At 59.3% G+C, this 26,255-nt stretch carries 24 protein-coding genes and 1 tRNA gene; 14 read left to right on the plus strand and 11 right to left on the minus strand.

Annotated elements, in window-relative coordinates; genetic code table 11:
• Positions 1 to 61: 61 nt before the first annotated feature.
• Together ACP7E6_RS22460 and ACP7E6_RS22465 are read right to left on the minus strand one after the other, a co-directional pair.
• Positions 62 to 1,138, minus strand: coding sequence for a porin (locus tag ACP7E6_RS22460; protein ID WP_426231926.1), 1,077 nt, complete (start codon positions 1,136 to 1,138; stop codon positions 62 to 64).
• Between the two features lie 921 nt (positions 1,139 to 2,059).
• Positions 2,060 to 2,149 (minus strand) — tRNA-Ser (locus ACP7E6_RS22465).
• A gap of 339 nt (positions 2,150 to 2,488) precedes the next feature.
• On the opposite strand from ACP7E6_RS22465, the gene ACP7E6_RS22470 reads away from it, so the two are divergent.
• Positions 2,489 to 2,668: a hypothetical protein gene (locus ACP7E6_RS22470; protein WP_426231927.1), complete on the plus strand. Its 180-nt coding sequence runs from the start codon at positions 2,489 to 2,491 to the stop codon at positions 2,666 to 2,668.
• Between the two features lie 89 nt (positions 2,669 to 2,757).
• Here ACP7E6_RS22470 and ACP7E6_RS22475 read toward each other — a convergent pair whose 3' ends face one another.
• Entirely contained in the window at positions 2,758 to 4,980 is a 2,223-nt protein-coding gene (locus ACP7E6_RS22475) for a caspase family protein (RefSeq protein ID WP_426231928.1), read from the minus strand.
• Between the two features lie 333 nt (positions 4,981 to 5,313).
• Here ACP7E6_RS22475 and ACP7E6_RS22480 point away from each other — a divergent pair, with 333 nt between their 5' ends.
• From ACP7E6_RS22480 to ACP7E6_RS22495, 4 genes are all read left to right on the plus strand, one after another.
• Complete coding sequence (locus ACP7E6_RS22480; protein WP_426231929.1) at positions 5,314 to 5,670, plus strand: PilZ domain-containing protein; 357 nt, start codon at positions 5,314 to 5,316, stop codon at positions 5,668 to 5,670.
• 99 nt (positions 5,671 to 5,769) lie between these two features.
• Positions 5,770 to 6,183: a DUF2177 family protein gene (locus ACP7E6_RS22485; protein WP_426231930.1), complete on the plus strand. Its 414-nt coding sequence runs from the start codon at positions 5,770 to 5,772 to the stop codon at positions 6,181 to 6,183.
• A 197-nt stretch (positions 6,184 to 6,380) separates the two neighbouring features.
• Positions 6,381 to 6,749 carry a PilZ domain-containing protein gene (locus ACP7E6_RS22490; RefSeq protein WP_426123395.1) on the plus strand — a complete coding sequence of 123 codons (369 nt, stop codon included), beginning with the start codon at positions 6,381 to 6,383 and terminating at the stop codon, positions 6,747 to 6,749.
• Between the two features lie 128 nt (positions 6,750 to 6,877).
• On the plus strand, positions 6,878 to 7,999 hold the full coding sequence (locus tag ACP7E6_RS22495; protein WP_426231931.1) for a pyridoxal phosphate-dependent aminotransferase: 1,122 nt from the start codon (positions 6,878 to 6,880) through the stop codon (positions 7,997 to 7,999).
• Positions 8,000 to 8,060: 61 nt separating this feature from the next.
• Here ACP7E6_RS22495 and ACP7E6_RS22500 read toward each other — a convergent pair whose 3' ends face one another.
• Positions 8,061 to 8,327, minus strand: coding sequence for a tetratricopeptide repeat protein (locus ACP7E6_RS22500; RefSeq protein ID WP_113246086.1), 267 nt, complete (start codon positions 8,325 to 8,327; stop codon positions 8,061 to 8,063).
• A gap of 544 nt (positions 8,328 to 8,871) precedes the next feature.
• Between ACP7E6_RS22500 and ACP7E6_RS22505 the strand changes: the two genes are divergently transcribed.
• The 5 genes from ACP7E6_RS22505 (at position 8,872) to ACP7E6_RS22525 (ending at position 11,901) form a co-directional block, all read left to right on the plus strand.
• Positions 8,872 to 9,207, plus strand: a complete 336-nt coding sequence (locus tag ACP7E6_RS22505) for a DUF2147 domain-containing protein (RefSeq protein WP_426231932.1) — start codon at positions 8,872 to 8,874, stop codon at positions 9,205 to 9,207.
• A gap of 351 nt (positions 9,208 to 9,558) precedes the next feature.
• Positions 9,559 to 9,732, plus strand: coding sequence for a hypothetical protein (locus ACP7E6_RS22510; protein ID WP_113312591.1), 174 nt, complete (start codon positions 9,559 to 9,561; stop codon positions 9,730 to 9,732).
• A gap of 12 nt (positions 9,733 to 9,744) precedes the next feature.
• Positions 9,745 to 9,918: a hypothetical protein gene (locus ACP7E6_RS22515; protein WP_426231933.1), complete on the plus strand. Its 174-nt coding sequence runs from the start codon at positions 9,745 to 9,747 to the stop codon at positions 9,916 to 9,918.
• A 76-nt stretch (positions 9,919 to 9,994) separates the two neighbouring features.
• A complete protein-coding gene (locus ACP7E6_RS22520; protein ID WP_426231934.1) occupies positions 9,995 to 10,321 on the plus strand; it encodes a YnfA family protein in 327 nt (108 codons plus the stop codon).
• 77 nt (positions 10,322 to 10,398) lie between these two features.
• Positions 10,399 to 11,901 carry an AMP nucleosidase gene (locus ACP7E6_RS22525; protein WP_426231935.1) on the plus strand — a complete coding sequence of 501 codons (1,503 nt, stop codon included), beginning with the start codon at positions 10,399 to 10,401 and terminating at the stop codon, positions 11,899 to 11,901.
• A 3-nt stretch (positions 11,902 to 11,904) separates the two neighbouring features.
• On the opposite strand, the gene ACP7E6_RS22530 is transcribed toward ACP7E6_RS22525, so the two are convergent.
• A complete protein-coding gene (locus tag ACP7E6_RS22530) occupies positions 11,905 to 12,861 on the minus strand; it encodes a lysylphosphatidylglycerol synthase domain-containing protein (protein ID WP_426231936.1) in 957 nt (318 codons plus the stop codon).
• Between the two features lie 106 nt (positions 12,862 to 12,967).
• Here ACP7E6_RS22530 and ACP7E6_RS22535 point away from each other — a divergent pair, with 106 nt between their 5' ends.
• Positions 12,968 to 13,978 (plus strand): glycosyltransferase family 2 protein, encoded by a 1,011-nt coding sequence (locus ACP7E6_RS22535; protein ID WP_426231937.1) that lies wholly within the window; start codon positions 12,968 to 12,970, stop codon positions 13,976 to 13,978.
• Positions 13,965 to 15,467, plus strand: coding sequence for an ArnT family glycosyltransferase (locus ACP7E6_RS22540; RefSeq protein ID WP_426231938.1), 1,503 nt, complete (start codon positions 13,965 to 13,967; stop codon positions 15,465 to 15,467). Before ACP7E6_RS22535 ends, ACP7E6_RS22540 begins: the two co-directional genes overlap by 14 nt.
• 18 nt (positions 15,468 to 15,485) lie before the next feature.
• Here the strand turns inward: ACP7E6_RS22540 and ACP7E6_RS22545 are convergent, their stop codons facing one another.
• Complete coding sequence (locus ACP7E6_RS22545) at positions 15,486 to 16,382, minus strand: diacylglycerol/lipid kinase family protein (RefSeq protein ID WP_426231939.1); 897 nt, start codon at positions 16,380 to 16,382, stop codon at positions 15,486 to 15,488.
• 119 nt (positions 16,383 to 16,501) lie between these two features.
• Positions 16,502 to 16,849 (minus strand): winged helix-turn-helix transcriptional regulator, encoded by a 348-nt coding sequence (locus ACP7E6_RS22550; RefSeq protein WP_426231940.1) that lies wholly within the window; start codon positions 16,847 to 16,849, stop codon positions 16,502 to 16,504.
• A 101-nt stretch (positions 16,850 to 16,950) separates the two neighbouring features.
• On the opposite strand from ACP7E6_RS22550, the gene ACP7E6_RS22555 reads away from it, so the two are divergent.
• Positions 16,951 to 17,964 carry a zinc-binding alcohol dehydrogenase family protein gene (locus ACP7E6_RS22555; protein WP_426231941.1) on the plus strand — a complete coding sequence of 338 codons (1,014 nt, stop codon included), beginning with the start codon at positions 16,951 to 16,953 and terminating at the stop codon, positions 17,962 to 17,964.
• A 316-nt stretch (positions 17,965 to 18,280) separates the two neighbouring features.
• Here the strand turns inward: ACP7E6_RS22555 and ACP7E6_RS22560 are convergent, their stop codons facing one another.
• The 4 genes from ACP7E6_RS22560 to ACP7E6_RS22575 form a co-directional block, all read right to left on the minus strand.
• Positions 18,281 to 18,898, minus strand: coding sequence for a L,D-transpeptidase (locus ACP7E6_RS22560; protein ID WP_426231942.1), 618 nt, complete (start codon positions 18,896 to 18,898; stop codon positions 18,281 to 18,283).
• Between the two features lie 370 nt (positions 18,899 to 19,268).
• Positions 19,269 to 20,933, minus strand: coding sequence for an electron transfer flavoprotein-ubiquinone oxidoreductase (locus tag ACP7E6_RS22565; protein WP_426231943.1), 1,665 nt, complete (start codon positions 20,931 to 20,933; stop codon positions 19,269 to 19,271).
• 419 nt (positions 20,934 to 21,352) lie between these two features.
• A complete protein-coding gene (locus tag ACP7E6_RS22570) occupies positions 21,353 to 21,901 on the minus strand; it encodes a type ISP restriction/modification enzyme (protein WP_426231944.1) in 549 nt (182 codons plus the stop codon).
• 179 nt (positions 21,902 to 22,080) lie between these two features.
• A complete protein-coding gene (locus tag ACP7E6_RS22575) occupies positions 22,081 to 24,570 on the minus strand; it encodes a type ISP restriction/modification enzyme (RefSeq protein ID WP_426231945.1) in 2,490 nt (829 codons plus the stop codon).
• Positions 24,571 to 24,814: 244 nt separating this feature from the next.
• On the opposite strand from ACP7E6_RS22575, the gene ACP7E6_RS22580 reads away from it, so the two are divergent.
• Positions 24,815 to 26,113: an Hsp70 family protein gene (locus tag ACP7E6_RS22580; RefSeq protein WP_426231946.1), complete on the plus strand. Its 1,299-nt coding sequence runs from the start codon at positions 24,815 to 24,817 to the stop codon at positions 26,111 to 26,113.
• Positions 26,114 to 26,255: the final 142 nt, after the last annotated feature.

Genomic DNA, 26,255 nt, shown 5'->3' on the forward strand with positions numbered 1-26,255 from the left:
GCAACAGCCCGCAACCTCTGAAGAGGCTGCGGGCAATTTACAATCTGATCAGACGATCAGATTAGAAGTCGCGCTGCAGACGGATGAAGCCAGAAACTTCGTCGCCACCGATGTTGTTGGTCGTACCGTCGAAACGTGTGAACGAACCATCGTCAACGTCCTGGTACTGAACCGTTACGAGCGACTTCAGACCATCAGTGATCTGGTAGCCAGCCGTCAGGCCTACACGCCAAGCATCAACACCGTCGTAGAAACCGAAGTCGCTGAAGTACTGAGCTGCCGGAGTGATGGTCAGCTTGTCGGTTGCCTTGAACTCGTACGATGCTGCAACGGTCCACTCGGATTCGTTGTAGTATACGTTCGGGTCAGAAGCCCAGACGCCAGCCAGGCTGAACGTGCCAGCACCGAGTTCAGCGGACAAGATAGCGCGGACAGCGCCTTCTTCGCGCTCCGTGTCATAACCACCGAGCAGGGTCGCCGTTACGCCACCAACCGAACCGGACAGCATGGCAGCAACGCCAACGCCGTTATCCTTGCGGCTGAAATCGTTCGGCGAATCGGGGAAACCACCAACGCGGCCGATGCCTTCGAGTTCGTCAACCGAGATACCGGCCTTGAATGCGCCGCCATCGTAGGTGTACGAGATCGAGTTGAACAGGGTGTTGGTTGCAAGAGCGTCGGTTTCGCCGGCAATGCCGTCGTCCCACCAGCTGTAGTAGTAGCCGAACTTGAAGCCAGCGATCGAGATCGAAGCCGTATCCAAGAATGTGCGGTCCGTTTCGTCGCTTTCAGCGCCGCTAGCCTGGCTAGCATTGGTCTGCAGAACGATGGTGCTTTCGAGCGTGCCAAGTTCCGTGTCGTTCTTGGCATCGAACTGCAGCTGGCCACGTGTGAACGTGTTCCAGTCAGACGTGCCCGACTGATCACGACCGAAGTTGGTCTGGAAACGGACGTAACCACCGATCTTCAGGCAGGTTTCCGTGCCCGGGATGTAGAAGTAGCCAGTGCCGAAAGCGTCGCAAACGCGAACGTATTCCATTGGTTCCGGCTCAGCAGCAACGATTGCGTCAGCTGCCTGGGCGCCGGATACTGCTGCGAGAGCTGCAGCGGAGCCGAGAAGAAGGCTCTTGATGTTCATTTCTGACCTCCAGTCAAAAGTTTCAAACAGGTCTGGGTATTATACTGAAGGACAGTATTCCCTGCCCCATCCCCAACATTTAAGAAGTCGGACGATCAACCGCCCTTGCTTCCGGATTTGAAAATACAAGACGGGACCGCTGGCGCAATCACCAACTTGCCAGTTCGTCATGTTTGGCCCGCCCTTCCCCCTGCGCTGTTGCTGAAACGACACAAAATCGCCCCAAGCGGCCGGATAGTCTTAACAAGACATTAAGAAAACCCTTTATTCGCCGGGACTTAGCCTTGGTCAACGATGCCCTCTGCGTATCAGAACGAGGCAAAAAAGGGGCGAAACGCCGCTGCACAAGCGGATTCGCGGTGTTGGGCGGGGCATGTCGCGCCGGCTGCATCGATCCTCTCCGGCAGTCACGAACCGGAATCGCGAGGCCGGGTTGGACGGCAAACGGAGAGATTCGCAGAATCACGGTCCGATACGGGGCGAAGGCGATTCGTGCGTGGACATCGGCCAAGCCATCAAAACCGTATGCTCCCACGCCGCGCTTCAATGGATAGGCCCGCTCAAGCGGGTATCGGTGATGGCCGGGAACAGAGCTGCGGGACCGAAGCCGGTATGCGGAGAAGAGAAAGTGGCCGGTTCAATACGGGGATTGCGCAGTACCGTGTATCGGCGAGCATCCGGCAAATCCCCAAGCGATGGGCAGACGCCAACGCCAACGCCACTCCGTTTCTGTTTCAGACTTAACGGAGCGGCTGTGCAGTCGGCAGCGCAAGGCAACATGAAACGGAGGATGGGATCGAACGGAGCGACACAAGGTCATGCAAGGGAGAAAGCGACGATGCGGAGCTGGACGCCTACATCACATGCGGCAATCAATGCGTGCCAGCGTTCTTGACGGAAAATCTTGCGGGTGAGGTCTGATGGCGGAGAAGATGGGATTCGAACCCACGATACCCTTCCGGGTATACTCCCTTAGCAGGGGAGCGCCTTCGACCACTCGGCCACCTCTCCGTTGACGCCTGACTAGAGTCAGGCGCCTTTCATTGCAAGGGGTTTTTGCGGTTTCCCGCGACAAAGTTGATTTTGCACCCGGTTGGCGCGGTCCCGCAGGCTGTAAATGCGGACCGCGCGGCATGCGGCACTCTCTATCAAGAGTTCGGCCCATAGCTTTGTTCAGGATGGGGCGGCGATGCCGTGGCGCGATGGCCAGCCATGGGCCGCGACGGAAACGATTGGCATTGCGTATTGCCGATTGCCCGCAACAGGGGTGTTGCGCTAATCCTTCTCTTTATAGAAGCGCGTCCGCCGACAGCGGGAACGCTGCAGACAAGCACAGGTTCGGAATCCACCATGAGCAATGACAGCAAGCCGGAAATAATAGTGACGATTGAAAAGCTGCGCAATGGCCGATGGGCTTTCGTGCTCAAGCGCGGCGCCGTCGTCTATCCCGCCCACGGCCAGTTCACCAACCAGATCGAAGCCATTGCCGCCGGGCAGGCCGCGCTCAAGGCGCTGGAAAAAAACCGCTAAGCCGATCCGCTTTTCTTGCTGCCAGAAGGGCCAGAGCTGTTTCTACAGCTCTGGCCCTTTCTGTTCCGGCCATTACCGGCAGCTGTATCTCAGGTCTTTTTCGCCAGGCGGTCGATCGCATTCTGGGTGGCGGCGCCGAAATCGCCGTCCAGCGGGCCGCTGTAAAGGCCGCGATCCTTGAGCAGTGCCTGGATTTCCTTGCGGAAGGCGGGTGTGAAATTGTCCGGCGAGGTCTTCAACTCCTGCAGCTTGGCCGGATCGCCGCCCTCGACACTTGCCGCCGCCCAACGCACCGCCTCTTTCGGATCCGCCCTGGTACCCAATCCCCAATCATAAAGGCGGCTGAGATTGCCCATGGCATAGGCGCTGCCGGCATTGGAGGCCATTTCATACCAGTTGCGCGCCTGCGCATAGTCCTGCGGCACGGCCTTGCCGTCATCATAGAACCAGCCAAGCAGCGCCATCGAATAGGCATCGCCGACATTGGCGGCCTTTTCATACCAGACCTTCGCCTGGGCATAATCCTGTGGCGTGCCGAGACCATTCTGATAGGCCCAGCCGAGCGAGGACATCGCATTGGCATCACCGGCCTCGGCCGCTTTCTGGTACCAGGAGAGCGACAGGTCGAGGTCTTTCGCCACCCCGTTGCCCTCACGGTAGAACCAGCCCACTGTCGCCATGGCATTGGCGTAACCCTGGTTGGCCGAAAGCTGGTACCATTTTAGAGATTCCGCGTAGTCCTGCGGAACGCTGCCGTAGCCATCACGATAGAGCCAGCCGAGCGATGCCTGGGCGTAGGAATTGCCGTTGTTGGCGGCGTGCTCGAACATTTCCTTGCCCTTCTCGACATCGACGGGACCGTCCGTGCCGTAGATCGAGAACCAGGCGAGGTTCGTCAGTCCGTACATATTGCCGCCATCGGCTGCCTTTTGATAGTTGCTGCGGGCATCGACATAATTGCGGCCAGCGTCCTGTGCCCGTCCGAGCATATTGACGAGCATCATGTCGTCGGGGTTTTCGTTGACGGCCTGGGCGCAGGCCGTCAGTGCACGCGCCGCATCGATCTTCAGGAAATTGACGCCGAGGAAGCCGGGCATCGATTGCGGCTCGCCGGCGAGCAAGTAGCAATCGCGCGACGCCTGCGTGTCCTTGCCGGTCTGCGAGATGTTCAAGCCCTTCTTCGGCTCAAGTGCGGCGATCTGTGTTTCCGCCTCGGCCCTGTGCTTGCTGTCGGGGTAACGCTCGACGAAACGGGTCAGCGCTGCGCCATCGGTCGATTGCTTGAGCGCTTCCCAGGCGATTTCATCCGGCGTCACAGTCGTCTGCGCCGCTTCGTCCAAGAGCTTCAATTTCTTTTCGGCCAGCATCTTGTAGACCGGGTCGGCGCCGTGCTTGGCCAAAAACACTTCGATCAGATCCTTGTCGGCGAGATCGCGGATATTCTGCCAGTCGGCAGCGGCAGCCGACTGGCCGTTCGGCGAGACTTCCTGGGTGTTGCCGTTGTTGGTGATGTTGATGTTCACTTCCTTGATATTGAGGAAGATCTGCGCGCCGCCGAGCGAACCGTAGACGAAGGGCTCCTGCTCGCGATTGGTCGCCGTCACCACGTCATCGCGGACCTTGCCGAGCGCGATGCGCACATCGACGCCGGGTTCGGTCAGATATTTCGACAGCGCCGTCGCAAACGGGCTGTTCTTGCCCTCGCCGTCCATCGCTACCGTGCCGGCCTTCGAGGCGAAGGCGACCAGAAGGTCGGCCGATTCGGGCTCGACACGCGCCAGGCCGCGGCTGACCGCGCGGGTGGAGATCGAACGGCTCATCGATTGCTCGAAGGGATTGTTGCGGCACGCATCGAGAATGACCAGTTTCAGCCGTGTTGCACCTTCGAGCGAGCGCTGCACGCGATCGAGCGGGATCGCCTCGTCTTCCACATCCTTGTCGGTCTTCAGGCTGACATCGACCGGCAGGAGGAAATTCTGGCCGTTCATCTCCATGCCATGGCCGGAATAATAGATGATGGCGACATCGGCACCGGCGGCGGTGTCCTCGAAATCGCGCAGCGCGCGGACCATTGCGGCGCGGTCGAGATCGTGGACCGCCGTCACCGTATCGAAGCCGGCCTCCTCAAAGGAGGTCTTCATCAGCTCGACGTCGTTGGCCGGATTGTTCAGCTGCGATGTGGCCTCGTATTTCTCGTTGCCGATCAACAGGGCGACGCGTTTTGCCGCTTCGGCAGGACCGGACTGACACGCGATGATCGACAACGCCAGAACGAAGAGCGGCAACCAGCCATGGAAATGACGCTTGAACATGATTTTCCCCTCCGCGCTCGTGCAGTCTGCCGGGGTGTAATGCACCCTTGCGAACCGCGCAAACATGATCCCTGTTTCGCCCGGCCTTTTTGCTGCCGGCGCGCTTTGCATGAAAGTATTACGTATGGGCGGGCCTGTTTCAATGTCCGCCTTCAGGCTTTTTTAAGCAAGGATGAAGACAAGGCCAAAGGGAGCGCAAGCTCAGTGCAAGGATGGCGTTGGAGACTGCTACCCTAGCGGCATGCGGCGTGACGAGATGCGCATACGCGAATGATCCAAAGTTGCAACATCCAGCAGTAACGGCGCGCCGCCGCAGATTTTCCGGAGTTTCCCATGTCGATGGTGATGCATCTCGCCGAGGCAAAGCCGGGTCAACTGACCACCAGCTACAAGCACTATTACATCGAGCGCCCCTGCCGCATCCTTGTGGTCGGACAGCATTTGAAGACGAAGACGAAATATCAGTGCCTGTTGCGCCACATCTCGGTCGGCGGCGCCATGGTGGATTTCAATGCGAGCATCCTGCTGCCGAAGCATTTCTTCCTGCAGATCGACGGTTTTCAGGAGGAGATCGGTTGCTCGCAGGTTCATCGGCACCGAACCGAACTCGGCGTGCGCTTCAATATGCAGCTGGCGCCGGAATTCCTAAGCCGCCTGATCCGGATGAACTTTACCAGCGGGCTAATCTGAACGCCGGCCGGTCATCACAAAAGCCCTCTCCTATTTTCGCCAGGTGGCAATCCAGACGGGGCTGGCTGCCGTAGCAAGGGTGAAAGAGGATCAATCATCATGAAAACTGTTCTGATCGCCTATGCGGGAACGCTTGTATCCCTGTTGATTGCGGATGCCATCTGGCTCGGGCTGGTGGCACGGACGTTTTACCGCGATCAGCTCGGCGACCTGATGCTGCCGTCGCCGAACTTCGCTATCGCCGCTATCTTCTATGTGTTTTTCGCGATGGCCGTCGTTCTGCTGGCCGTGATGCCTGGGGTCAAGGCGGGCTCTCTCCTCACCACACTCGGATATGGCGCGGTTCTCGGACTTGCCGCCTATGGCACCTACGACATTACCAATCTGTCGACGCTGAAGGGCTGGCCGCCCATCGTCAGCGTGGTCGATATGGCCTGGGGCACCTTCGTCACGGCGTTTGCCGCAACCTGCGGGCTGCTGGCCTGCCGCTATTTTGCCGATTCAGCGTCCTGATTCGCGACACCGCGACAAGCAGTATGCGTCAATTTACATCCTCATTAAATTTTTAATGAATGCTTTCAAAGGATTGCAATATCCCTCACCGATTCTGCCTCCGTCGTACGCTGCCATCATGAGGAGGGTCAGAGCGATGAACGCAACGATGCGGCGAACGTGGATCGTCAGCCCGCATCGCTACCGAGGGAGTGACGATGCAGAACTCGACGATGTATTCGGTGGTCAGCTCCAAACTGTACGAGCAGCGTTTTGAACGTTTCAAGATCGGCCAGGCCGGCACGTTGATGGCTGTGAGGCCGGCACTTGGTGGGGTCTCGACAAGGACCTGCAAGATGACCGAGATTTCACGCGGCGGTGCCAGCTTCGTCGTCAATACGACGATCGGCCTTCCGCAGCACTATTATCTGACCATCGTCGGCACCAAAAAGCGAATCGGCTGTGCTGAAGTCTACCGGCGCGACAACCGCATCCAGGTGCATTTCATCAAGCCGATCGACGAGGAATTCCTGCATCAGATCGTCCGTTACGAATTCTTCACCGGCGGCGAGCTGAAAAAACACTAGCTGCCGCCGCAATTTGAGCACGTATTGCTATGAACGTGCGCCCTCACGTGATGGATTTGGTTTCCCTGACGGCGAAACCTCGCTAGTCTGCGCGGCGATTTCATCCATTGTCAGGCTCGATCATCCGCATGTCCGCATTTTCCAGATTTACCCCGCTTATCGCCTCGCTTCCCTCCACCATTCCCTTTGTCGGGCCTGAAGCGATCGAGCGCCAGCGTGGCCGGCCGATCGCAGCAAGGATCGGCGCCAATGAGAGCGGTTTTGGTCCTGCTCCATCGGTTGTGTCGGCGATGACGGCGGCCGCCGCCGGCGTGTGGCAATATAATGATCCGGAAAATTTCGAGCTGAAGAAAGCGCTTGCCGGTCATCTCGGCACCGAGGCGGACAATATCGCCATCGGTGAAGGCATCGACGGGCTGCTTGGGCAGATCGTTCGCATGGTGATCGAGCCCGGCATGCCGGTCGTCACCTCGCTTGGCGGCTATCCGACGTTCAATTTTCATGTGGCGGGGCATGGCGGACGGCTGGTGACGGTTCCCTATGCCAACGATCGCGAAGATCTCGACGGGCTGCTTGCCGCCGTCAAACGCGAAGACGCACCGCTCGTCTATTTTGCCAATCCCGACAATCCGATGGGTAGCTGGTGGGACGAAGACAGCGTTGTCGCCTTTGCCCGGGCGTTGCCCGAGACATGCCTTCTCATCCTCGACGAGGCCTATGGAGAAACTGCACCGGCCGGCACCATTCCTTCGATCGGTTCGTTGATCGACATGCCGAACGTCGTTCGTACCCGCACCTTCTCCAAGGCCTACGGCCTGGCGGGTGCGCGGGTCGGCTATGTCATCGGCACGCCGGGCACAGCGCAGGCCTTCGACAAGATCCGCAACCATTTCGGCATGAACATGATCGGTACCGCTGCGGCTGTCGCAGCACTGGCGGACAAGGATTATCTGGCGGAGGTTCTGGAGAGAATTGCCGCCTCGCGCGGCAGAATCGCCGAAATCGCTGTGAGCAACGGGCTGAAGCCCCTGCCCTCGGCGACGAATTTCGTGACGATTGATTGCGGCGAGGATGCCGTCTTTGCGCGGGCGATCGTTGACCGGCTGATGGCCGACCACGGCATATTCATCCGCATGCCGGGTGTTGCGCCTTTAAACCGCTGTATCCGGATCAGCACCGGACCGGAGGCGGACATGGCACTTCTGGAAGAAGCATTGCCGAAAGTCCTGGAAGCGCTAGGCAGGCAATAGAGACCGCGCCTCATCTTCGGAGGTCTCGGCCACTACCGCCTGTCGTCGATGCAATTCTGTTTCAATGCACTGTCATCCATTCGCGGGCGGCGCGCAGGGCCGTGGCGAGATCGGTCTTGCTCATCGTCATCGTCAGGTCGGCACGCAGCGCTGCTGCCCGGTCCGAGCCTTTGATGGCGGCGATGTTCAGCCATTTGTGCGCGGCGACGAGATCGACGTCGCACCCACGTCCGGTTGCATACATCAAGCCCATTTCGCAAAAGACGTCCGCGCGGTTTTCGCCACCCATTGTGGCATCCGAAGCATTCTGAATGTCAAAGCGTGCCATTGTCTCTGTCCCTGTTTACCTGGTTTCTTGCGGTCGTAGTCCCTGTTTTATCTGCCTTTTGGAGGCTCCTTGAAGGGGCCGCCGTCTTGTGCGGCTTTGGCCCCTTGAAGGTTGTCGGCGGGTTGTTTTTCCCTGCTCGTCTTATGGATTTGAATATGCAGCAGTGATTTCAATACACGCTTAAAATGCATGATTAATGTGCGGCAAACAAAGTTCAAACGATTGGTAAACTTGGGTTTTTGTTAAACATCCGACCACCGGGAAACGCTGGCTTTTGCCTCAATCTTTACCGAAAATTCAGGTGGCGATTTCAACCAATTGCTAACCACGCAAAACGGTCGTCTGTTGTGTGCGCGCAAAAACTACGGCCGCGAAGGCCGTTTTGGACGGCGACCATCCGTCAAAAAAACGCCAGACATATTTACGTTTACGTTCGCGTAAGCTATTTTCCTTGAATTGAGCGGTGAGGAGACTGGCTCAGGCAACATTTCGTCCGGATACAGCGGCAAAGCGCGGGTATTCGGCGAATTACCGGAGGGACAAGATGATTCGTACATTGATAGTCGCGGCAGCCATGACGATGGCAACCTCAAGCTTCGCAGCCGAGCCGATCGTCGGCAATTGGAAGACGGCAAGCGGCGAGACCGCCGTCATCGCATCCTGCGGCGGCAGCTATTGCATCACCCTGAAGACGGGCAAGCATGCAGGCAAGCGCATCGGCAACCTGGCCGGCACCGGCGACAGCTATTCCGGCGAGATCACCGACCCGGCCAATGACAAGACCTATAGCGGCAATGCCGCGATCAGCGGCGCCTCGCTGAAAATGCAGGGGTGCGTTCTGAAGGTTCTCTGCAAATCGCAGACCTGGACACGGATGTAACTGGGCCAGCAATCCGGCGGGGATGCCCGCCGGATCCACTTCTGACATTTCAGCACCGTTGTCCTGCATGTTCTCTCAACGGACAGAACCCTCGGACGTTCTGTCTTCCGGCAGGTGTTGTCGCCACCGCCCTCCCCGCGTTTATCAATTCGTTCCGGATTGCCATCGCCGCGCCCGGTTCTCCCCGCGCAAGCCTGCCGGGTGGCGCCCCCGATCCCGTAAGCGGCCTCGCATAAAGCCAAGATGAACGGGAGATGAACCGAGGTCTCAGGAAGAGTTCAGTTTGCTTGTGCGAAAAGGTCATCATCGAGTTGAACCCCGATCGACACACCAGCCCAAACGGACAAAACCATGGACATTCTCGCCCGCCGCCTCACCATCATCAGCATGCTTATGGTCGTCTTTGCACTCACGCTCGCAGCCGCTGTCAGCGCCGATAGCCAGCGCCGCCGCCATCACTATGCCGGCTCGATTGCCGATTGCACCGTGCACACCACGAAGTTCTGCGAACAAGCCAAGCTCTAAAGGTCCAAAACCATGTTCTCCCTCGCCCATTCCGCAACCATCGCACTGCGCATGCTCACGCTCGCAGCCCTTTTGATGGCTCCGATGGGCGCAGTTGCCTACAGCAAGGCCTCCGGCCTTGGCATCGGCAAGCAGGGAGCCGGCCTGGTCCTGTTCGTCACGCTGCAGCGCCAGTCGATGAGCTAAGAGCTGCGCCCAGTCTTCTCGGACTTGCGCATTTGCAGCTGCTGCCTTCCTATGAATCTCCCGAGGAAGGAACGTCATGCCCCTCACGTCATTCGCCATCTACGCAATCGCCGCAGTTGCGGAAATCGCTGGCTGCTTCGCCTTCTGGGCCTGGCTGAAACTCGACAAGCCAATCTGGTGGTTGATTCCCGGCATCGCCAGCCTTGCCCTGTTCGCCTGGCTTCTCACTCTGATTGAAACGGCAGCAGCCGGACGCGCCTATGCCGCCTATGGAGGCATCTATATCGCCGCATCGCTCGCCTGGCTTTGGATCGTCGAAGGGGTCCGGCCTGACCGATGGGATGCAACCGGCGTCGCACTTGCCCTTGCCGGCAGCGCCATCATCCTCGGCGGGCCGCGCTGAACGGCTTTTCCTGAAACGCTGCCTGTGCATTCCAATCTTGTCGTTTGCTTGTAAAAAACGGCATCCTATAATGCCGCATGAACAATCGAATCTCTTCCCTCTCCGCCCTTTCCATCGCAACGCCCGACGTTTTCGAACCGCAGAAGTTTGACGATCCGCTTGCTGCCGTGGACGCGCTCTCGGCGCTCTACGATCGCAATACGAAGTTTCTCGTCGATGCGTTTACCGAGCTTGGCCGGACCGGAACGCCGGTCTCGCGCTACCGCGCCTGCTATCCGCAGGTCAGTATCGAGACCAGCAGCTTCAGCCATGTCGATTCGCGTCTGTCCTACGGCTATGTCAGCGCGCCTGGGGTCTACACGACCACCGTTACCCGGCCAAAACTGTTCCGGCATTACCTGAAAGAACAACTCGGCCTGCTGATTCGCAGCCACGGCGTCGGCGTTACCGTATCCGAATCGACGACGCCGATCCCGCTGCACTTTGCCTTCGGCGAAGGCGCCTATGTCGAAGCGGCGATGGCCGAGAATATCGATATCCCGCTGCGCGACCTGTTCGATACGCCGGACCTGACCACCACCGACGACGAGATCGCCAACGGCGCCTACGAGCCAGGACCCGGCGAACCCTCGCCGCTTGCGCCGTTCACCGCCCAGCGGATCGACTATTCACTGGCGCGGCTCAGCCACTACACGGCGACCAGTGCGACGCATTTCCAGAATTTCGTGCTGTTCACCAACTACCAGTTCTATATCGACGAATTCTGCCTCTGGGCGCGCCAGCAAATGGCTGACGGCGGCAATGACTACACAGCCTTCGTCGAGCCGGGAAACATCATCACCCAGGCGGGATCGGACAAGCCGGATTCGGACCTGACGCTCACCCGACTGCCGCAAATGCCGGCCTACCATCTCAAGAAGAAGGGCCATGGCGGCATCACCGTCGTCAACATTGGCGTCGGGCCGTCCAATGCCAAGACGATAACCGACCATATCGCTGTGCTGCGCCCGCATGCCTGGCTGATGCTCGGCCATTGCGCGGGCCTGCGCAACAGCCAGACGCTCGGCGACTATGTGCTCGCCCATGCCTATGTCCGCGAAGACCATGTGCTCGACGACGATCTGCCGGTCTGGATTCCGATCCCGGCGCTCGCCGAAGTTCAGGTGGCGATGCAGGACGCCGTGGCGGAAGTCACCGGCTACGAGGGCTACGACCTGAAGCGGATCATGCGCACCGGCACCGTCGCCACCATCGACAACCGCAACTGGGAACTGCGCGACCAGCGCGGCCCGGTCAAGCGGCTGTCGCAATCGCGCGCCATAGCGCTCGACATGGAATCGGCGACCATTGCCGCCAACGGTTTCCGCTTCCGGGTGCCTTACGGGACGCTGCTCTGCGTCTCCGACAAGCCGTTGCATGGGGAACTGAAACTGCCGGGCATGGCGACGGCCTTCTACAAGACGCAGGTCAGCCAGCACTTGCAGATCGGTATTCTGGCGCTGCAGAAACTTGCGGCGATGCCACCGGAAAAGCTGCATTCGCGCAAGCTGCGCAGCTTCTTCGAAACGGCGTTCCAATAGCCCTCAGCGGCGCGGCGACAACAGTAGAGACAAGAGCGTGCCGGCAACCGCCGACACGACGATCATCAGATGCGCGTTGACGCTGGCGCTGGCTAACAGGTCCAAGGCAGGCCCCTTGGCAGGGGCACCGAAGGATATGGCGCCGGCGGTAATACCGGCCGGATAGGTGCCGACGCCGGCGGGGGCATGCACCGGCAATACCGACGACAGTTCGCCGCCGAGCGCGCCGCCGAAACAGGCTGCGAGCGGCAGGACGCCGATGGTGGCGAGCACCCAGGCAAGCACCGCGACCTTCGTCGACCAGTTGAGAACGGTCATCAGCCAAGCCCTGACGAATACCGGCGCATTGGGCGGCAATCCGGCTTCAACCTCGACCAAAAGCAGCCCGAGCTTTTCCGGCAGGCGCCGCTGCAGGACGGCAAGCGCGTGCCCCTTCAACAGGAACAGCGCCAGCGGCGACACGAAAAAGAGCCCCCAGAGCAACCAGCCCAGCGACTGGCTGTCACGGCCGATGATCAGGCCGATGCCGGCGGCGGCGAACAAGGCATGAAGGTCGAGAAGCCGCATGAGCAGCAGCGCCGAGGTGCTGCGCGTCAGAGGAATGGCAAATTCCGAACGCATCAGGATCGGAAAACTGGTTTCGCCTGCCCGGAAGGGCAGCATGATATTGAGAAGATTGTGAACCTGCGTCACGCGCAGCAGCGGCAGGAAACGGCCGCGGGTTTCGTTCGGGAAATAGTCGTATATCCGGTAGCAACGGATGAAATAGGTTCCGACCAGCAGCAGAAGCGCCGACAGGACCGGAACGAGGCCGATCTGCGTCCATTGTTGCAAAAGCACCGGCCAGCCCCAGATCCACTGGATGAAGGCCGCGTAGGCGATGACGGTCGCAAGGGAGACGGCGGTCATCCGGTTGCGCACAAGCCATGAACCCCGGCTGGCATCCTCTCCTGCATTCATATATTTGGTACTTTCCTGTCCGGTGCCATGGCACGGCTGGTTATCACGATAACCCAGGCGAGAGAACCTGCAGCGTTTTTAAAAGGCTTTGATTTTGGATCCCATATTGGAAGCAAACAGGGCAGAGACCGATACCGCCCCGCCGGTCGAGTTGTCCGTCGTCGTGCCGATCTACAACGAAGAGGAAAGCGTCGGACCACTGGTCGCCCGCATCCGGGAAGCCATGGAAAATTTCGACAAGCCGTGGGAGTTGATTCTCGTCAATGACGGAAGCACTGACGGCACGCTGGTCAGCGCCCGCCAGGAACTGACCAGCGGCCTGCGGCTGAAGATCGTCGAATTGCAGCGCAATTTCGGCCAGACCGCCGCCATGCAGGCCGGTATCGACCTCGCGTCCGGCAGATTGATCGCCACGCTCGATGGCGATCTGCAGAACGATCCGCGTGATATTCCGGCGATGGTCAAGGCGATCGAGGACCGCGAACTCGACCTTCTGGTCGGCTGGCGCAAGAACCGCCAGGACGGTCTGCTGCTGCGCAAGATCCCGTCCTGGTGCGCCAACTACCTGATCGGCAAGATTACCGGCGTGAAACTGCACGACTACGGTTGCAGCCTCAAAATCTATCAGGCCTCGATCATCAAGCAGGTCAAGCTGATGGGCGAGATGCACCGTTTCATCCCGGCCTGGGTCGCAGGCGTTGTCCCGAGCAGCCGCATCGGCGAAATGCCGGTCACCCACCATGCGCGCCAGCATGGAACGTCGAAATACGGGATATCGCGAACCTTCCGGGTGATCCTCGACCTGCTGTCGGTGCTGTTCTTCATGCGCTACAAGGCGCGGCCGGGGCATTTCTTCGGGTCGATCGGACTGGCTGCCGGCGGCGTCAGCGCAGTGATCCTGATCTACCTGTTCATCGACAAGTTCCTGCTCGGCAACGATATCGGCACAAGGCCGATGCTGATGGTCGGTATCATGCTGTTCCTGTCCTCGGTCCAGCTGATCACAACCGGCATTCTCGCCGAAATGATGGCACGTCTCTACACCGGCGAAAACGACACGCCGCCCTACATCGTGCGCAAAGTTTTCGAGCAGGACAGAGCTGATGGTTCGCATTGATTTCCGTCGCGCCGACGCAATGATTTTTGCTGTCGCCGCGTATTTTGCGCTGTGCGTGGCGCTGCGTGTGTTCATCTCTCCGGCACTCGAAATCGACGAAGGCGAACAGGCCTTCGTCTCGCAGTTCCTTGCGCTTGGCTACGGCCCACAGCCGCCCTTCTACAACTGGCTGCAATATGCCGTTGTAGAGATATTCGGCGTTTCCCTCACAGCGCTGACCGTCCTCAAACATCTGCTGCTATTTCTCTGTTGCCTGTTCTATGGCCTGGCCGCCCAAGTCCTGATCAAGGACCGGGCGCTTGCAGCCATGGCTATGCTGGGGGTGCTAACCCTGCCGCCGGTTTTCCTTCTGGCTCAGCGGGACCTTTCGCACACCGTCGCTGCTCTTTTTGCCGTGTCGCTGTTTCTCTACGGATTTTTCAGGACGCTGCGCAGCCCAAGCCTGTTTTCCTATCTTTTGACTGGCATAGCCGTCGGTATCGGGTTGATGTCGAAATACAACTTTGCGCTCGTGCCCGCTGCTGCCGTTCTCGCCGTTCTCCCGGAGCGGGATCTGCGTCAACGCATCTTCGACTGGCGGATGATTGTGGCCCTGGCGGTCGCCTTCGTCATCGTCCTGCCGCACGCCTACTGGATTCTCAACAATCTCACATCCGCCTCGGCCGGCACCATCAACGAGATGAAGGAAGGCCTGTCGGGCGGCCGTTTGATGCAGGCGTTCCATGGCACGCTGTCGCTGATCTCGGCGATCTTTGGCGCCAGCATTTTGCCGGTGGTCTTTTTTGCCGTTGTCTTTCCCTTCGATATCAAACGCATCTGTCTCGCCGAGAGCCAATGGACCCGGATAACAGGGCGGATCATCTGTTTTTGCCTGGCAGCCGTTCTGCTGATCGTTCTCGGCCTCGGCGCTACTCATATCCGCGAAAAATGGCTGGCCGTGTTCATCGTGCTCCTGCCGCTTTATCTCTGCCTGAAGATCGATGCGGCCGGCATCGAAACGACCGGAAAGCTCAAGCGCTTCTCCATTCCGCTTTTCATCATGATCTTTGCGGTGCTGATCGGCGTTTCGGCACGGGTTGTGACCTCACCGATGCTGGGCTCCTACAACAGGCTCAATATTCCCTACGAGGCATTCATCCGCGACATCACGCAAAACCACGCAATCCAGCCGGCTTTGGTGATTGCCGACGACACAAATCTTGCCGGCAGCGTGCGTTTGCAATTGCCGCAGGCAACCGTCATCACGGCTTTCAATCCACCAACGCCTCTTGCGGCGGGCTGGCGCTCGGCCGGACCAGTCCTGGTGATCTGGCGCGGCCAGGGAGAACCGGAGCCGGCCTTTTCCGAAGCTTTCCGACAGAAGCTCATCGAAGGCGGCGTGGCGAGCGGCGATATCAAGCCGCTCTACAGCGCAACGCCCTACTATCTCGGCAAAGGCGATGACCGATACGGTTTCGGCTATCTCTGGGTGGCACAGGAAAACCCTTAACCCCGGGGCAAATTCCGCTTACTTGCCGACGAGCAGCTTCAATTCACCGGGATGGACGCGCAGTGCGACATTGCGGCCGATCGGCAGAAGCTCGCCGTCGATGACGCAGTTGGTGTTGTGCCGTGCCTTGGGGAAATGCAGGTTGACGGTGGTGACGCTCATCTCGGTGATCAGCGGGCTCTCGCGAAATTTTCCGCGCAGAATATCGAAGGTCAGCTTTGCGACGCCCGACGGTTTGAGCGGCGGGGCGGTGTAGAAGCCCAGGTGACCGCCGGTCACATCATCGGCATGCATCAACGCATTTGAACCGAAATGATTGTTGGATACCGATATCGCCGATACTTCGCGCTTCTCGCGAACGCCATCCACCTCGAATTCGATCTCGAACTCCGGCGGATTGAACATCACGCCAAGGGCCGCGCGCGTGCTGGCACGGATTTTTCCGAGCCTTGAGGCAAAGCTGAAGGATTCGCGGTAGCGCACCATGCGGGCATGCAGCCCCATGGAAAACTGGTGCACGAAAGCCCGGCCGTCGGCGCTGCCGATGTCGGCATCGACAATCCTGCCTTCGGCAAGCACGTCCAGAACTTTCCAGATATCGAGCGGCAGTTTCAGCGCCCGTGCAAACAGGTTCATCGTTCCGGCCGGAACCACGCCGAGCGGCATGCCGTTCTTCCAGGCAACCGCCGCCGCCGCCGAGATGGTACCGTCACCGCCGCCAGCCAGCATCGCATCCAGATCGTCGCGGCGCGCCGTTTTTTCGAGGATGTCGGCCATACCATCGCCGGAAGCGATGGTGATTTCGATCTCATGTCCGGCTGCGCGAAAGACCTCCTCGGCCTTTTTCGTATAGGCGTCCATATCGGTTGTGCGGAATGTTCCGCCGTCGCGATTGAATATGGCCTTGATCTTCATTCGTGCTCCTTGCAGCTCGTTGCGCTACATATGGCGCGGCACTAAGGCTTTTTCAGCCAGCGCCTGCAAATTGACGAATGTTTATTATTCCGGACGGAAAAGCGACCCGGCGCGCCCGGCTATGACGCAACCTGCAGGATGATATGTTCGTCGCCCCAGAGCTTCATCGCCATGATCACCGGTTCAAGGCTGCGGCCGCGCGGGGTCAGGCAGTAATCCACCCTTGGCGGCACGACGGCAAAGACCGTGCGCTCGACAAGGCCGTCGGCCTCCAGTTCGCGCAGCTGCTTGGTCAGCATGCGCTGGGTGACGCTGGTCAGGCGGCGGCGGATTTCGTTGAAGCGCATCGTGCCATCCAACAGGTGATAGAGGATGACGCCCTTCCATTTTCCATCGATCAGATGCAGCACGCCTTCGACCGGGCAGCCGGGAGAACAGGTCAGGAGCTTGTGGCGAACACGTGGCACTCACGGTATCCTTTTGGGTACTATATACACTTGTTGTGCATTCTTGCGCTGTTGCAGCATAATGCGCATTTAGCTTCTGTTCAAACATGAAGGAGCCAGCCATGCGCGCCATTGCCTACAAGATTCCTCAGGCCATTTCCGCCGAGACCTCGCTGATCGACGTGGAGCTGCCCGTGCCGGTGGCGGAAGGCCGAGACATCCTGGTCGAGGTCAAGGCGATTTCGGTCAATCCCGTCGATGTCAAAATTCGCGCCAACGCCAAGCCAGAGCCGGATCAGCTGAAAGTGCTCGGCTGGGATGCGGCGGGTATCGTCAAGGCGGTCGGTCCCGGCGTGAAACTGTTCCAGCCGGGTGATGCCGTGTTCTATGCCGGCGCCATCGACCGGCCGGGCGCCAACTCCGAATTTCATCTGGTCGACGAGCGCATCGTCGGCAACAAGCCGGAAACTCTGGATTTCCCGGCGGCCGCGGCCTTGCCGCTGACCTCGCTCACCGCCTGGGAGGCGCTGTTCGACCGGCTGAAGGTCAACGATCCGGTTCCGGGCGCTGCCAACGCGATCCTGATCATCGGCGGTGCCGGTGGCGTCGGCTCGATCGCCATCCAGCTTGCCCGGACGCTGACCAATCTCACCGTGATCGCCACAGCTTCCCGCCCCGAAACCCAGAAATGGGCCTATGATCTTGGCGCGCATCATGTGCTCGATCATTCCAAGCCGCTGGCCCACCAGATCGACCAGCTGGCGCTCGGCGCCCCGGCCTTCGTCTTCTCCACCACAAATACCGCCGATCACCTGGAAGACATCATTGCCCTGATTGCCCCACAGGGCCGCTTCGGGCTGATCGACGATCCGAAAGTGCTGGATGTCATGCCATTCAAGCGGAAGGCCGTGTCCATCCACTGGGAGCTGATGTTCACCCGCTCGCTGTTCAAGACCAAGGACATGGAAGAGCAGAATAGGATTCTCACCGAGATCGCGCGGCTGGTCGATAGCGGAAAGATCCGCTCGACGCTGACCGAAACGCTGGGGTCGATCAACGCCGAAAACCTCAAAAAGGCGCATGCCCTGATCGAAACCGGCAGGACCAAAGGCAAGCTGGTGCTGGCGGGTTTCTGACGCACCCGTCGTCAAAGTCCGGCTTGCCGCAGCTCCAGCTGCCCCCTGCGGCGGAAATCCAGCGGCCCGGCGTCCGCCGGGTCAAAAGACGATTTTTTCAATGATTTGAACTGACCGAACGCCCGTCACAGGGGCCGGTATGAAGGAGGAGACCGGGGTACTGGGATGATCCGCAAAGAGCCAGGATCTGCAAGGGTTGCGGTTTGCCGGCAATCTTGCCTGCCGGAAAGCTTTGCAGGTGTTTTTGTCAGCGCGGCTCAGCGGCACGGACCAAGCCCTACGGCCCATCAAAGTGGGCGTGTTCCTATAACGAGGGCTATGCCTGCAGGACCACGACGCGGCCGCCAACGGTTGCGCGCTCATAGAGATCGACGACATCGTGGTTGAGCATGCGCACGCAGCCGCTCGACATCGCCTGGCCGATCGACCAGGGCTGCGTCGTGCCATGGATGCGAAACATCGTGTCATTGCCGTTCTGATAGAGATAGATGGCGCGGGCGCCGAGCGGATTGTTCGGCCCGCCGGGAACGCCGCCGGCATATTTCAGGTTCTTGGCCGGATCGCGCCGGATCATGTTGCCGGTCGGCGTCCATGTCGGCCATTCCGCCTTGCGGCCGATATAGGCCGAGCCCGCCAGCGCATAGCCGTTGCGGCCGACGCCGATGCCGTAACGCACGGCCTGCCCGTCACTGAGAATGTAGTAGAGCCGCCGCGCCGGGGTATCGACGACGATCGTGCCTGGGTCATGTTTCGTCGGATAGGCCACCTGCTGGCGGCGCAGTTCCGGCTTGACCTTTTCCAGCGGCATGGCCGGCATCGGAAATTTTTCATCCGGCAGAGCAGCATAGTTGGCTGCATGGTTCGCTCCGTTGGTGGCACAACCGGCAAGAAGAGCAGACAAGCCGAGCAACAGGCCACGGCGGGAGATCGACATCGTGAGTTTCCTTAAGATCCGGTTGATGCAACCGAAAATAGGGAAAACATGGTTAATGCCCGGTTAAGCCCGTTGAAATTGTGCTCAATGGAACGGGAGGGCGAGCTTTTCTCCGCCTCCTGCCTAACACCGAAGTGGCGTTTATTGTTTTGGGGGTCAAAACCCTCCGCCGTCATTCCTGTGCCTGTCACAGGAATCCAGCCACGGCGCGTCTGCGGCGTGAATAGAGTCTATTGCGTTCAAGGACTTGAACGCGCTGGATCCCGGAACAAGTCCGGGATGACGGAGGAATGAGGTGCGTCAAAAACAACAGAAGCTGGCTGAAAGCGATGAGCAGTCTTCAACAGCCCCCCAACTCCGCCGGCACGCATCACATATTCGGATACACCGGTCCCTCGCCGCCCTGCGGCGGCACCCAGTTGATGTTCTGGTTCGGATCCTTGATGTCGCAGGTCTTGCAGTGGACGCAGTTCTGGGCGTTGATGACGAAGACGTCTTGCCCGTCCTTTTCCACCCATTCGTAGACGCCGGCCGGACAGTAACGGGTCGACGGGCCGGCATAGATATCGTGTTCGGACGATTTCTGCAGCGCCATGTCCTTGACCTTCAGATGCACCGGCTCGTTCTCCTCGTGATTGGTGTTCGACAGAAACACCGAGGACAGACGGTCGAAGGTCAAGACGCCATCCGGGCGCGGATAGGCGATCGGCTTGTGCATCGACGCCGGTTCCAGCGCCTGCGCATCGGTCTTGCCATGTTTCAGCGTGCCGAAGAAGGAGAAGCCGAACAGCGTGTTGGTCCACATGTCGAGACCGCCGAGCGCCACGCCGGCAGCCGTGCCGAGCTTCGACCACAGCGGCTTGACGTTGCGCACCCGCTTCAGGTCCTGGCCGATGGCGCTGTCGCGCCAGCCGTTCTCGATGTCGATCACCTCGTCATTGGCGCGGCCAGCGGCGATCGCATCCGACAGTTTTTCTGCGGCGAGAATGCCCGACAGAACCGCATTGTGGCTGCCCTTGATGCGCGGCAGGTTGACGAAACCGGCCGAACAGCCGATCAGCGCGCCGCCGGGAAAAGTCAGCTTCGGCACCGACTGGTAGCCGCCCTCGGTGATGGCGCGGGCGCCATAGGTCAGCCGCTTGCCGCCCTCGAAGGTGCCCCGGATCGAGGGATGCGTCTTGAAGCGCTGGAACTCCTCGAACGGGTAGAGATAGGGGTTCTTGTAGTTCAGGTGCACGACGAAGCCGACGGCAACCAGATTGTCCTCGAGATGGTAGAGGAACGAACCGCCGCCGGTCTTCATGCCGAGCGGCCAGCCGAACGAGTGCTGCACCAGGCCCTGTTTGTGGTTTTCCGGCTTGACCTGCCAGAGTTCCTTGATGCCGAGGCCGAATTTCTGCGGCTCGCGATCTTTCGAGAGATCGAATTTCGCAATCAGCTGCTTGGCGAGCGAACCGCGCACGCCCTCGCCGATCAGCGTGTACTTTCCGAGCAGCTCCATGCCGCGGGCAAAGTTCGGGCCGGGCTCGCCGTTCTTTTCGACGCCCATGTCGCCGGTGGCGACACCGATGACGGCGCCTTGATCATTGTAGAGCACTTCGGTCGCGGCAAAGCCTGGATAGATCTCGACGCCGAGGCCTTCCGCCTTTTCGGCCAGCCACCGACAGACCAGCCCGAGCGAGACGATATAATTGCCGTGATTGTTCATCAGCGGCGGCATCAAGAAATTCGGCAGGCGGATCGACCCGGCCGGACCGAGCAGCAGGAACTGGTCGTCCGTCACCTTGGTCTTGAAGGGATGCCCCTCCTCCTCGCGCCAGCCCGGCAACAGCCGGTCGATGCCGATCGGATCGACCACGGCGCCCGACAGGATATGCGCGCCGACTTCCGCACCCTTTTCCAGAACGACGACCGACAGCTCCGGATTGACCTGTTTCAGGCGAATGGCCGCAGACAGACCGGCCGGACCGGCACCGACGATCACCACGTCGAATTCCATGCTTTCGCGCTCGGGCAGTTCAGTGGTCTCGGTCATTGTCGGTCTCCAGTCCTGTCCCGGAATTTGCCCGGTTTTGTTCCCAATTTTGCCTTCCGTCATGGCAAATGCAGCCGGACTTGTCGAGCCGGTCTGCGACAGAGGGCACCCGCATTTGCGCATGAGGTCATGCGGCGGCGATCCATGAAACCCGCCGGCTCGGAAGGATAGCGTCTTTCTGCTCCGTCATTCCTGTGCTTGTCACAGGAATCCAGCCAGTCCAAGTCCTTGGACTGAAAAGAGTCTTTAACCCGACGGACGTCGGGTGCTGGAGCCCGGAACAGGTCCGGGGTGACGGAGGCCGGAGAAGCTGTCCCGCAAAAGAGCAACGGCCTCGTAGTATGGCGAATCTATAACATGAGGTCCTATCACCTGCAAATATATGACGTGCACGTAAACGTCAAAAATACAAGGACGAGTTATCGCTTCGCCGATTTCATCGCTTCGGTGATGTCAACGGTCTCGACAGAAACGCGGGTGACGCGAGCGATCAGGTCGATGACGTGGTCCTTGTAGTCGGCGAAGCGATAGGTGTTGAATTTCTCACGGATCGTTGGATCCTTCGGGGTCTTTTCCTTGTACTGGTCGAGGATCCATTCGAGGCCGGAGCGGTTGCCGAGCCGGTAGGTCCAGACCTCCGGCGGAATACCCGAAAGCACCGTCTCGCTGTCGAGCCGAATGATGCCGTTGTCCTTGTCGGCCTTCAGCACCGCCTTGGGCGCCACACCGGCTTCGCGGGCCTTTTTGTCCGGCGTATCAAGCCGCGACAACGGCCAGGGCTCGACGGTCTCGTAGCCGATATGCAGTTCCATCAGCCGCTTGCCCCAGCCGGCCCAGGCGAAGAAGTCCGGATAGAAAGGAATGCGCGGAAACTCACGCTTCAGGTTCTGCGCATAGGTCTCGCGGTAGACGGGATCGTGCAGCACGCCATAGACGTAATGGAATATGTCGTCCTTGGTGATGGGCACAGAGCGTGCGGCCGATCTCCCCCCTTGAGGGGGAGATGCCCCGATAGGGGCAGAGGGGGGTATCGCGGCAAACTCGGAGGATGCGGTTTCACCCCCCTCTGTCGGCCCGGCCGACATCTCCCCCTCAAGGGGAGAGATCAACCCGGAACCGTTCTTGCCATAGGCTTTTTGGAACTGCTTCAGGCCCCAGTCGGGATATTGTCGATCCGCTCGCCATCGGCGGTGTAGCGGTAGGATGCGAGCGCTGTGGTCGCGTCAGGAACGAATATGTCTAGAGACGGAGGATGATTGGTTGAAGAAACGGCGAACTGCACACGTCGCGCGTTAGAGAAAAGAATAGCGGCGTTGCTATTGTGAAGGGGAATTAATTTAGGAATCTGATTCAGAAATTCGTTTGTTCGCGCGTCATAATACCAAGACCTTCTAACAAACGGCCGATACTGAGACACAGCGATTTGATCCGGCAAAAACTCGATTTTTTGAAGCTTAACCAAAGCGCCCTTCAAAGACCGTGTCCATTTCAATTTTTTGGTCAGCTTGTCCGGTTCTTTGGGGTTTAGTTCACCATTTTTGACACGCTCCAACTCCGAACCGTAAGTTGCCAAGAGCAGCCTTACCTTTGAAGTAACATCATCTTTAGAGTGTCCGTAGACCCATTCATCTCGGTTGCTAACCGTCCCCAATGAATAGAGTTTGAAAATCGCCTTCTCCTGCCCGGACGTCTTCGCCGCCTTGGTTTTCTTGTCCGCCACCGGAATCAGGCTGTCCCAATCATTCTCCGTCAGATTGATCCAGTTGGCGCTTTTGTCCGGCACGATCCGCTCAAATGCCATCGATGACAATTTCGCGCTGGCCAGAAACGCCAGTTTATCATCCGCCGTGTCCATTTCCGGACGGCGGGCGTAGAAAATCTTGCAGCCCTTCTGCTTGCGGCGCTTGACGAAGAAGGCGATGGCGACGCCGGTCTGGATGCCGAAGACATTGTTCTTCGTGCCCGACAGTTTCGGATTGGCGCGCACGTCGCCACCGAGATCGACCACGTGGATTTCGTTGAACTCGCCCTCCACCGCCCGGCGGAACCCGTCGAAGGTGCGGCTGTCGATGAAGGAGCGATTGGTGATGAAGGCCAGCACGCCATCGTCGTGCATACGGTCCGATGCCCAGCGGAAGAAACGGGCATACATGTCGTAGACCTTGGTCTTCTGCGCCGTAGACAGCCGGATGTAGCTCGACTTGATCAGCTCATCGATGCGCGGATAATCGCGGTTCTTGTTGTTGTCGTTCTCATTGGCCTGATTGGCATTATACGGCGGATTGCCGATAATCACCGAAATTTTCCGCGCATTCTGCCGTTTCACACGCGCGACGTTCTCGTCGGACAAGCCCGCAAACATATCGTGCTGGTAGCCTGCCTTGATGCCCAATCCGGCAACATTGTCCAATGTATCGACGAAGCAAAGATTGGGGTATTCGGCGAACTGGCCGGAGATCGCCGCATAGGTCGCCTCGATGTTCAGGTTGGCGACGTAATAGGGCAGGATTGCCACTTCGTTGGCGTGCAGCTCGTTCTTGTATTTATGCGCAAGCTTTTGCGGATGCCCGCGAAAATGCTCAAGCAACTCGCAGATGAAGGTGCCGGTGCCCGTTGCCGGATCGAGGATTTCGACATGTTCGTCGATCAGGTTCTTGCCAAAATGCTTTTCGCAGAGCCAGTCGGCGCCCTCGATCATGAACTTGACGATCTCGTTGGGCGTATAGACGACCCCGAGGCGGTCGGCCTTCTTCTTGTCGTAGACCTTGTAGAAATTCTCGTAGATGACCTTGAGGAAGGCCTGTTTTTCCGAATGGCTGGTGATCAGCGCCGCATTGGCCCGGATCGTCGCGTAATAGGTTTCCAGACCTTTGAGCGTCTCCCGCTTGATCTGACCGGTAAAGAACTTGCCCTCCAGAGCATAAAGTTCCTTGGCAATGTTGTTTTCCCGATGGAAATCGCCCTGGTCGAACACATGCGCGAAGATTTCCTCTGTCAGGATATGCTGGATCAGCATTTCGCGCACATCCGCCTCGCCGACGGCAGGATTGATCGTGTCACGGGCATGTTCGAGGAATTTGTTCGCCGCCGCCTGAAAGCCGGGATTGCCGGCATAGGCCGTATCGATTTTTTCCCTCAGCGCCTTCAAGACAGCGGGAATGTCGGCCTTGAACTGCTCGACGGCCTTGCGGAAATCGCGGATTTCGGCACGCTCGTAGGAAAAGAAAAGGTTGAGCAGCTTCAGCAGCGCCGGTTCCGTCATCGGGCAGCGCATCACCTCCTGCCGGTTTTGGATCAGCACCGCGACACGGCTGTCTTCGAAGATGATGTTGTCCTGCGGATAGCCCTTGGCGAGTTTCTTGGCGATCTCTGCATCGAGATCGTCGCCGCTGTCCTTGGCTTCCCAATAGCCGAGCGGTACGCGCAGGTCGTGCAGGATGGTGCCGTCCGGCCGGATGCGGTTCTTCTGCGTCGACTGGAATTCGTACTGGTTGATGAAATGCAGGTTGGAAGACCGCGCCCAGGCCTTCAACAGGTCCTTGAAAGCTTCCGAAATGATGCCTTCCGTCGCAGAGCCAGAAAATTTCTTGTAGCGTTCAAGATCGTTCAAATAGGCGTTGATCAGTATCTGGCTCATGCGGCTCTCCCAATACACGCATCTAGAACGATTGCAGCCGCCGGTGGAAGGGGATTTTCACACGGCCAATCCCCCATCCTGCCTTGCTTTGGCCTTCGACCCATGCGAATACGCGCCCTCCAAATAAACCAAGCCCTCCGCCATCAAACGCAGACCGGTTGCCGCAAGGCATTCCGAGGCTGCGCGTGCGCCGGCGAGACGACATCCGCCGGCCCGCAGGCGGACACCTAAGACGGAGACTTTCATGGCCAAGGCACTCGGCTTCGATTTCGGCACGACCAATTCGGTGCTTGCCGCCTCTAAGGGCGACACGACACAGTCGTTGAGTTTTTCCAGCACCGCCGGAACCACCGATTCGATGCGCACGGCGCTGTCCTTCATGAAGCATGCGAAGCTCGGTGCCGCCGCCGTGTCGATCGAGGCAGGCCAGGCGGCGATCCAGCAGTTCATCGACAATCCCGGCGAGGCGCGCTTTCTCCAGTCGATCAAGACCTTTGCCGCAAGCCCGCTGTTCCAGGGCACGCTGATCTTTGCCCGGCGCAACAGCTTTGAAGACCTGATGCGTGCCTTCCTGACCCGCATCGCCGACTATGCCGGCGATGGCTGGCACCAGGATTACAAGCGCATCGTCGTTGGCCGTCCGGTGCGGTTTGCCGGTTCGAGCCCGGATGAAAACCTGGCGCTGGAGCGCTACGACCGGGCGCTGTCGTCGTTTGATTTTCCCGAGGTCCACTATGTCTATGAGCCGGTGGCGGCGGCGTTTTACTTTGCCCAGAACCTGAAGAAGGACGCGACCGTGCTGGTTGCCGATTTCGGCGGCGGCACCACCGACTATTCGATCATCCGCTTCGAAAGCCATGCCGGCAAGCTGACGGCGGTTCCGGTCGGCCATTCCGGCGTCGGCGTCGCCGGCGATCATTTCGACTTCCGCATCATCGACACGGTGGTCTCGCCGCTGATCGGCAAGGGCAGCCAGTTCAGGAGTTTCGACAAGCTGCTCGACGTGCCCTCCAGCTACTACGCCAATTTCGGCCGCTGGAACCAGCTGTCGATCTTCAAGACGCTGAAGGACTTTACCGACCTGAAGCAGCTGGTGCGCTCCGCCGTCGAACCGGAAAAGCTCGAGGCCTTCGTCGATCTGGTCGACCACGACGAGGGTTATCCGCTCTACCAGGCGATTTCGGCCACCAAGATGCGGCTGTCGCATGAGGAAGAGACCGAGTTCTACTTCGCGCCGCTGGGCGAAAAGAGCCGGCAGACGGTGCGCCGCAGCGATTTCGAAAGCTGGATCGCCCCGGATCTCGCCCGCATCGAGGAAGCGCTCGACGAAGTGCTGGTCACCACCAACACGCTGCCCGATGGCATCGACAAGGTGTTCTTGACCGGCGGCACCTCGTTCGTCCCGGCCATCCGCCGCATCTTCGAAGACCGTTTTGCCAGCGACCGCATCGAAAGCGGCGGCGAGCTGCTCTCGATCGCCCATGGACTGGCGCTGATCGGCGAGCGCGACGACATCGAACGCTGGACGGCGATGGCGGCTTGATTGGCGGCTTCCTCTTCTCCCCGGCGGGGAGAGCGACTGTCTTGTTCGTCAAGCGTTTTGCCATGGTTTATTGTCCCGGATGATGGCATTGAGAATGGTGAGAAGCTTGCGCATTGTCGCAACGATGGCGACGATTTTGGGT

Source organism: Pararhizobium sp. DWP3-4 (assembly GCF_049898205.1).
Taxonomy (GTDB): domain Bacteria; phylum Pseudomonadota; class Alphaproteobacteria; order Rhizobiales; family Rhizobiaceae; genus Pararhizobium.

Excerpts from the sequence above, each read along its gene's own strand:
- ACP7E6_RS22460 (WP_426231926.1), bottom strand. The coding sequence starts at position 1,138 with ATGAACATCAAGAGCCTTCTTCTCGGCTCCGCTGCAGCTCTCGCAGCA.
- ACP7E6_RS22470 (WP_426231927.1), top strand. The coding sequence starts at position 2,489 with ATGAGCAATGACAGCAAGCCGGAAATAATAGTGACGATTGAAAAGCTG.
- ACP7E6_RS22475 (WP_426231928.1), bottom strand. The coding sequence starts at position 4,980 with ATGTTCAAGCGTCATTTCCATGGCTGGTTGCCGCTCTTCGTTCTGGCG.
- ACP7E6_RS22480 (WP_426231929.1), top strand. The coding sequence starts at position 5,314 with ATGTCGATGGTGATGCATCTCGCCGAGGCAAAGCCGGGTCAACTGACC.
- ACP7E6_RS22485 (WP_426231930.1), top strand. The coding sequence starts at position 5,770 with ATGAAAACTGTTCTGATCGCCTATGCGGGAACGCTTGTATCCCTGTTG.
- ACP7E6_RS22490 (WP_426123395.1), top strand. The coding sequence starts at position 6,381 with ATGCAGAACTCGACGATGTATTCGGTGGTCAGCTCCAAACTGTACGAG.
- ACP7E6_RS22495 (WP_426231931.1), top strand. The coding sequence starts at position 6,878 with ATGTCCGCATTTTCCAGATTTACCCCGCTTATCGCCTCGCTTCCCTCC.
- ACP7E6_RS22500 (WP_113246086.1), bottom strand. The coding sequence starts at position 8,327 with ATGGCACGCTTTGACATTCAGAATGCTTCGGATGCCACAATGGGTGGC.
- ACP7E6_RS22505 (WP_426231932.1), top strand. The coding sequence starts at position 8,872 with ATGATTCGTACATTGATAGTCGCGGCAGCCATGACGATGGCAACCTCA.
- ACP7E6_RS22510 (WP_113312591.1), top strand. The coding sequence starts at position 9,559 with ATGGACATTCTCGCCCGCCGCCTCACCATCATCAGCATGCTTATGGTC.
- ACP7E6_RS22515 (WP_426231933.1), top strand. The coding sequence starts at position 9,745 with ATGTTCTCCCTCGCCCATTCCGCAACCATCGCACTGCGCATGCTCACG.
- ACP7E6_RS22520 (WP_426231934.1), top strand. The coding sequence starts at position 9,995 with ATGCCCCTCACGTCATTCGCCATCTACGCAATCGCCGCAGTTGCGGAA.
- ACP7E6_RS22525 (WP_426231935.1), top strand. The coding sequence starts at position 10,399 with ATGAACAATCGAATCTCTTCCCTCTCCGCCCTTTCCATCGCAACGCCC.
- ACP7E6_RS22530 (WP_426231936.1), bottom strand. The coding sequence starts at position 12,861 with ATGAATGCAGGAGAGGATGCCAGCCGGGGTTCATGGCTTGTGCGCAAC.
- ACP7E6_RS22540 (WP_426231938.1), top strand. The coding sequence starts at position 13,965 with ATGGTTCGCATTGATTTCCGTCGCGCCGACGCAATGATTTTTGCTGTC.
- ACP7E6_RS22545 (WP_426231939.1), bottom strand. The coding sequence starts at position 16,382 with ATGAAGATCAAGGCCATATTCAATCGCGACGGCGGAACATTCCGCACA.
- ACP7E6_RS22555 (WP_426231941.1), top strand. The coding sequence starts at position 16,951 with ATGCGCGCCATTGCCTACAAGATTCCTCAGGCCATTTCCGCCGAGACC.
- ACP7E6_RS22560 (WP_426231942.1), bottom strand. The coding sequence starts at position 18,898 with ATGTCGATCTCCCGCCGTGGCCTGTTGCTCGGCTTGTCTGCTCTTCTT.
- ACP7E6_RS22565 (WP_426231943.1), bottom strand. The coding sequence starts at position 20,933 with ATGACCGAGACCACTGAACTGCCCGAGCGCGAAAGCATGGAATTCGAC.
- ACP7E6_RS22575 (WP_426231945.1), bottom strand. The coding sequence starts at position 24,570 with ATGAGCCAGATACTGATCAACGCCTATTTGAACGATCTTGAACGCTAC.
- ACP7E6_RS22580 (WP_426231946.1), top strand. The coding sequence starts at position 24,815 with ATGGCCAAGGCACTCGGCTTCGATTTCGGCACGACCAATTCGGTGCTT.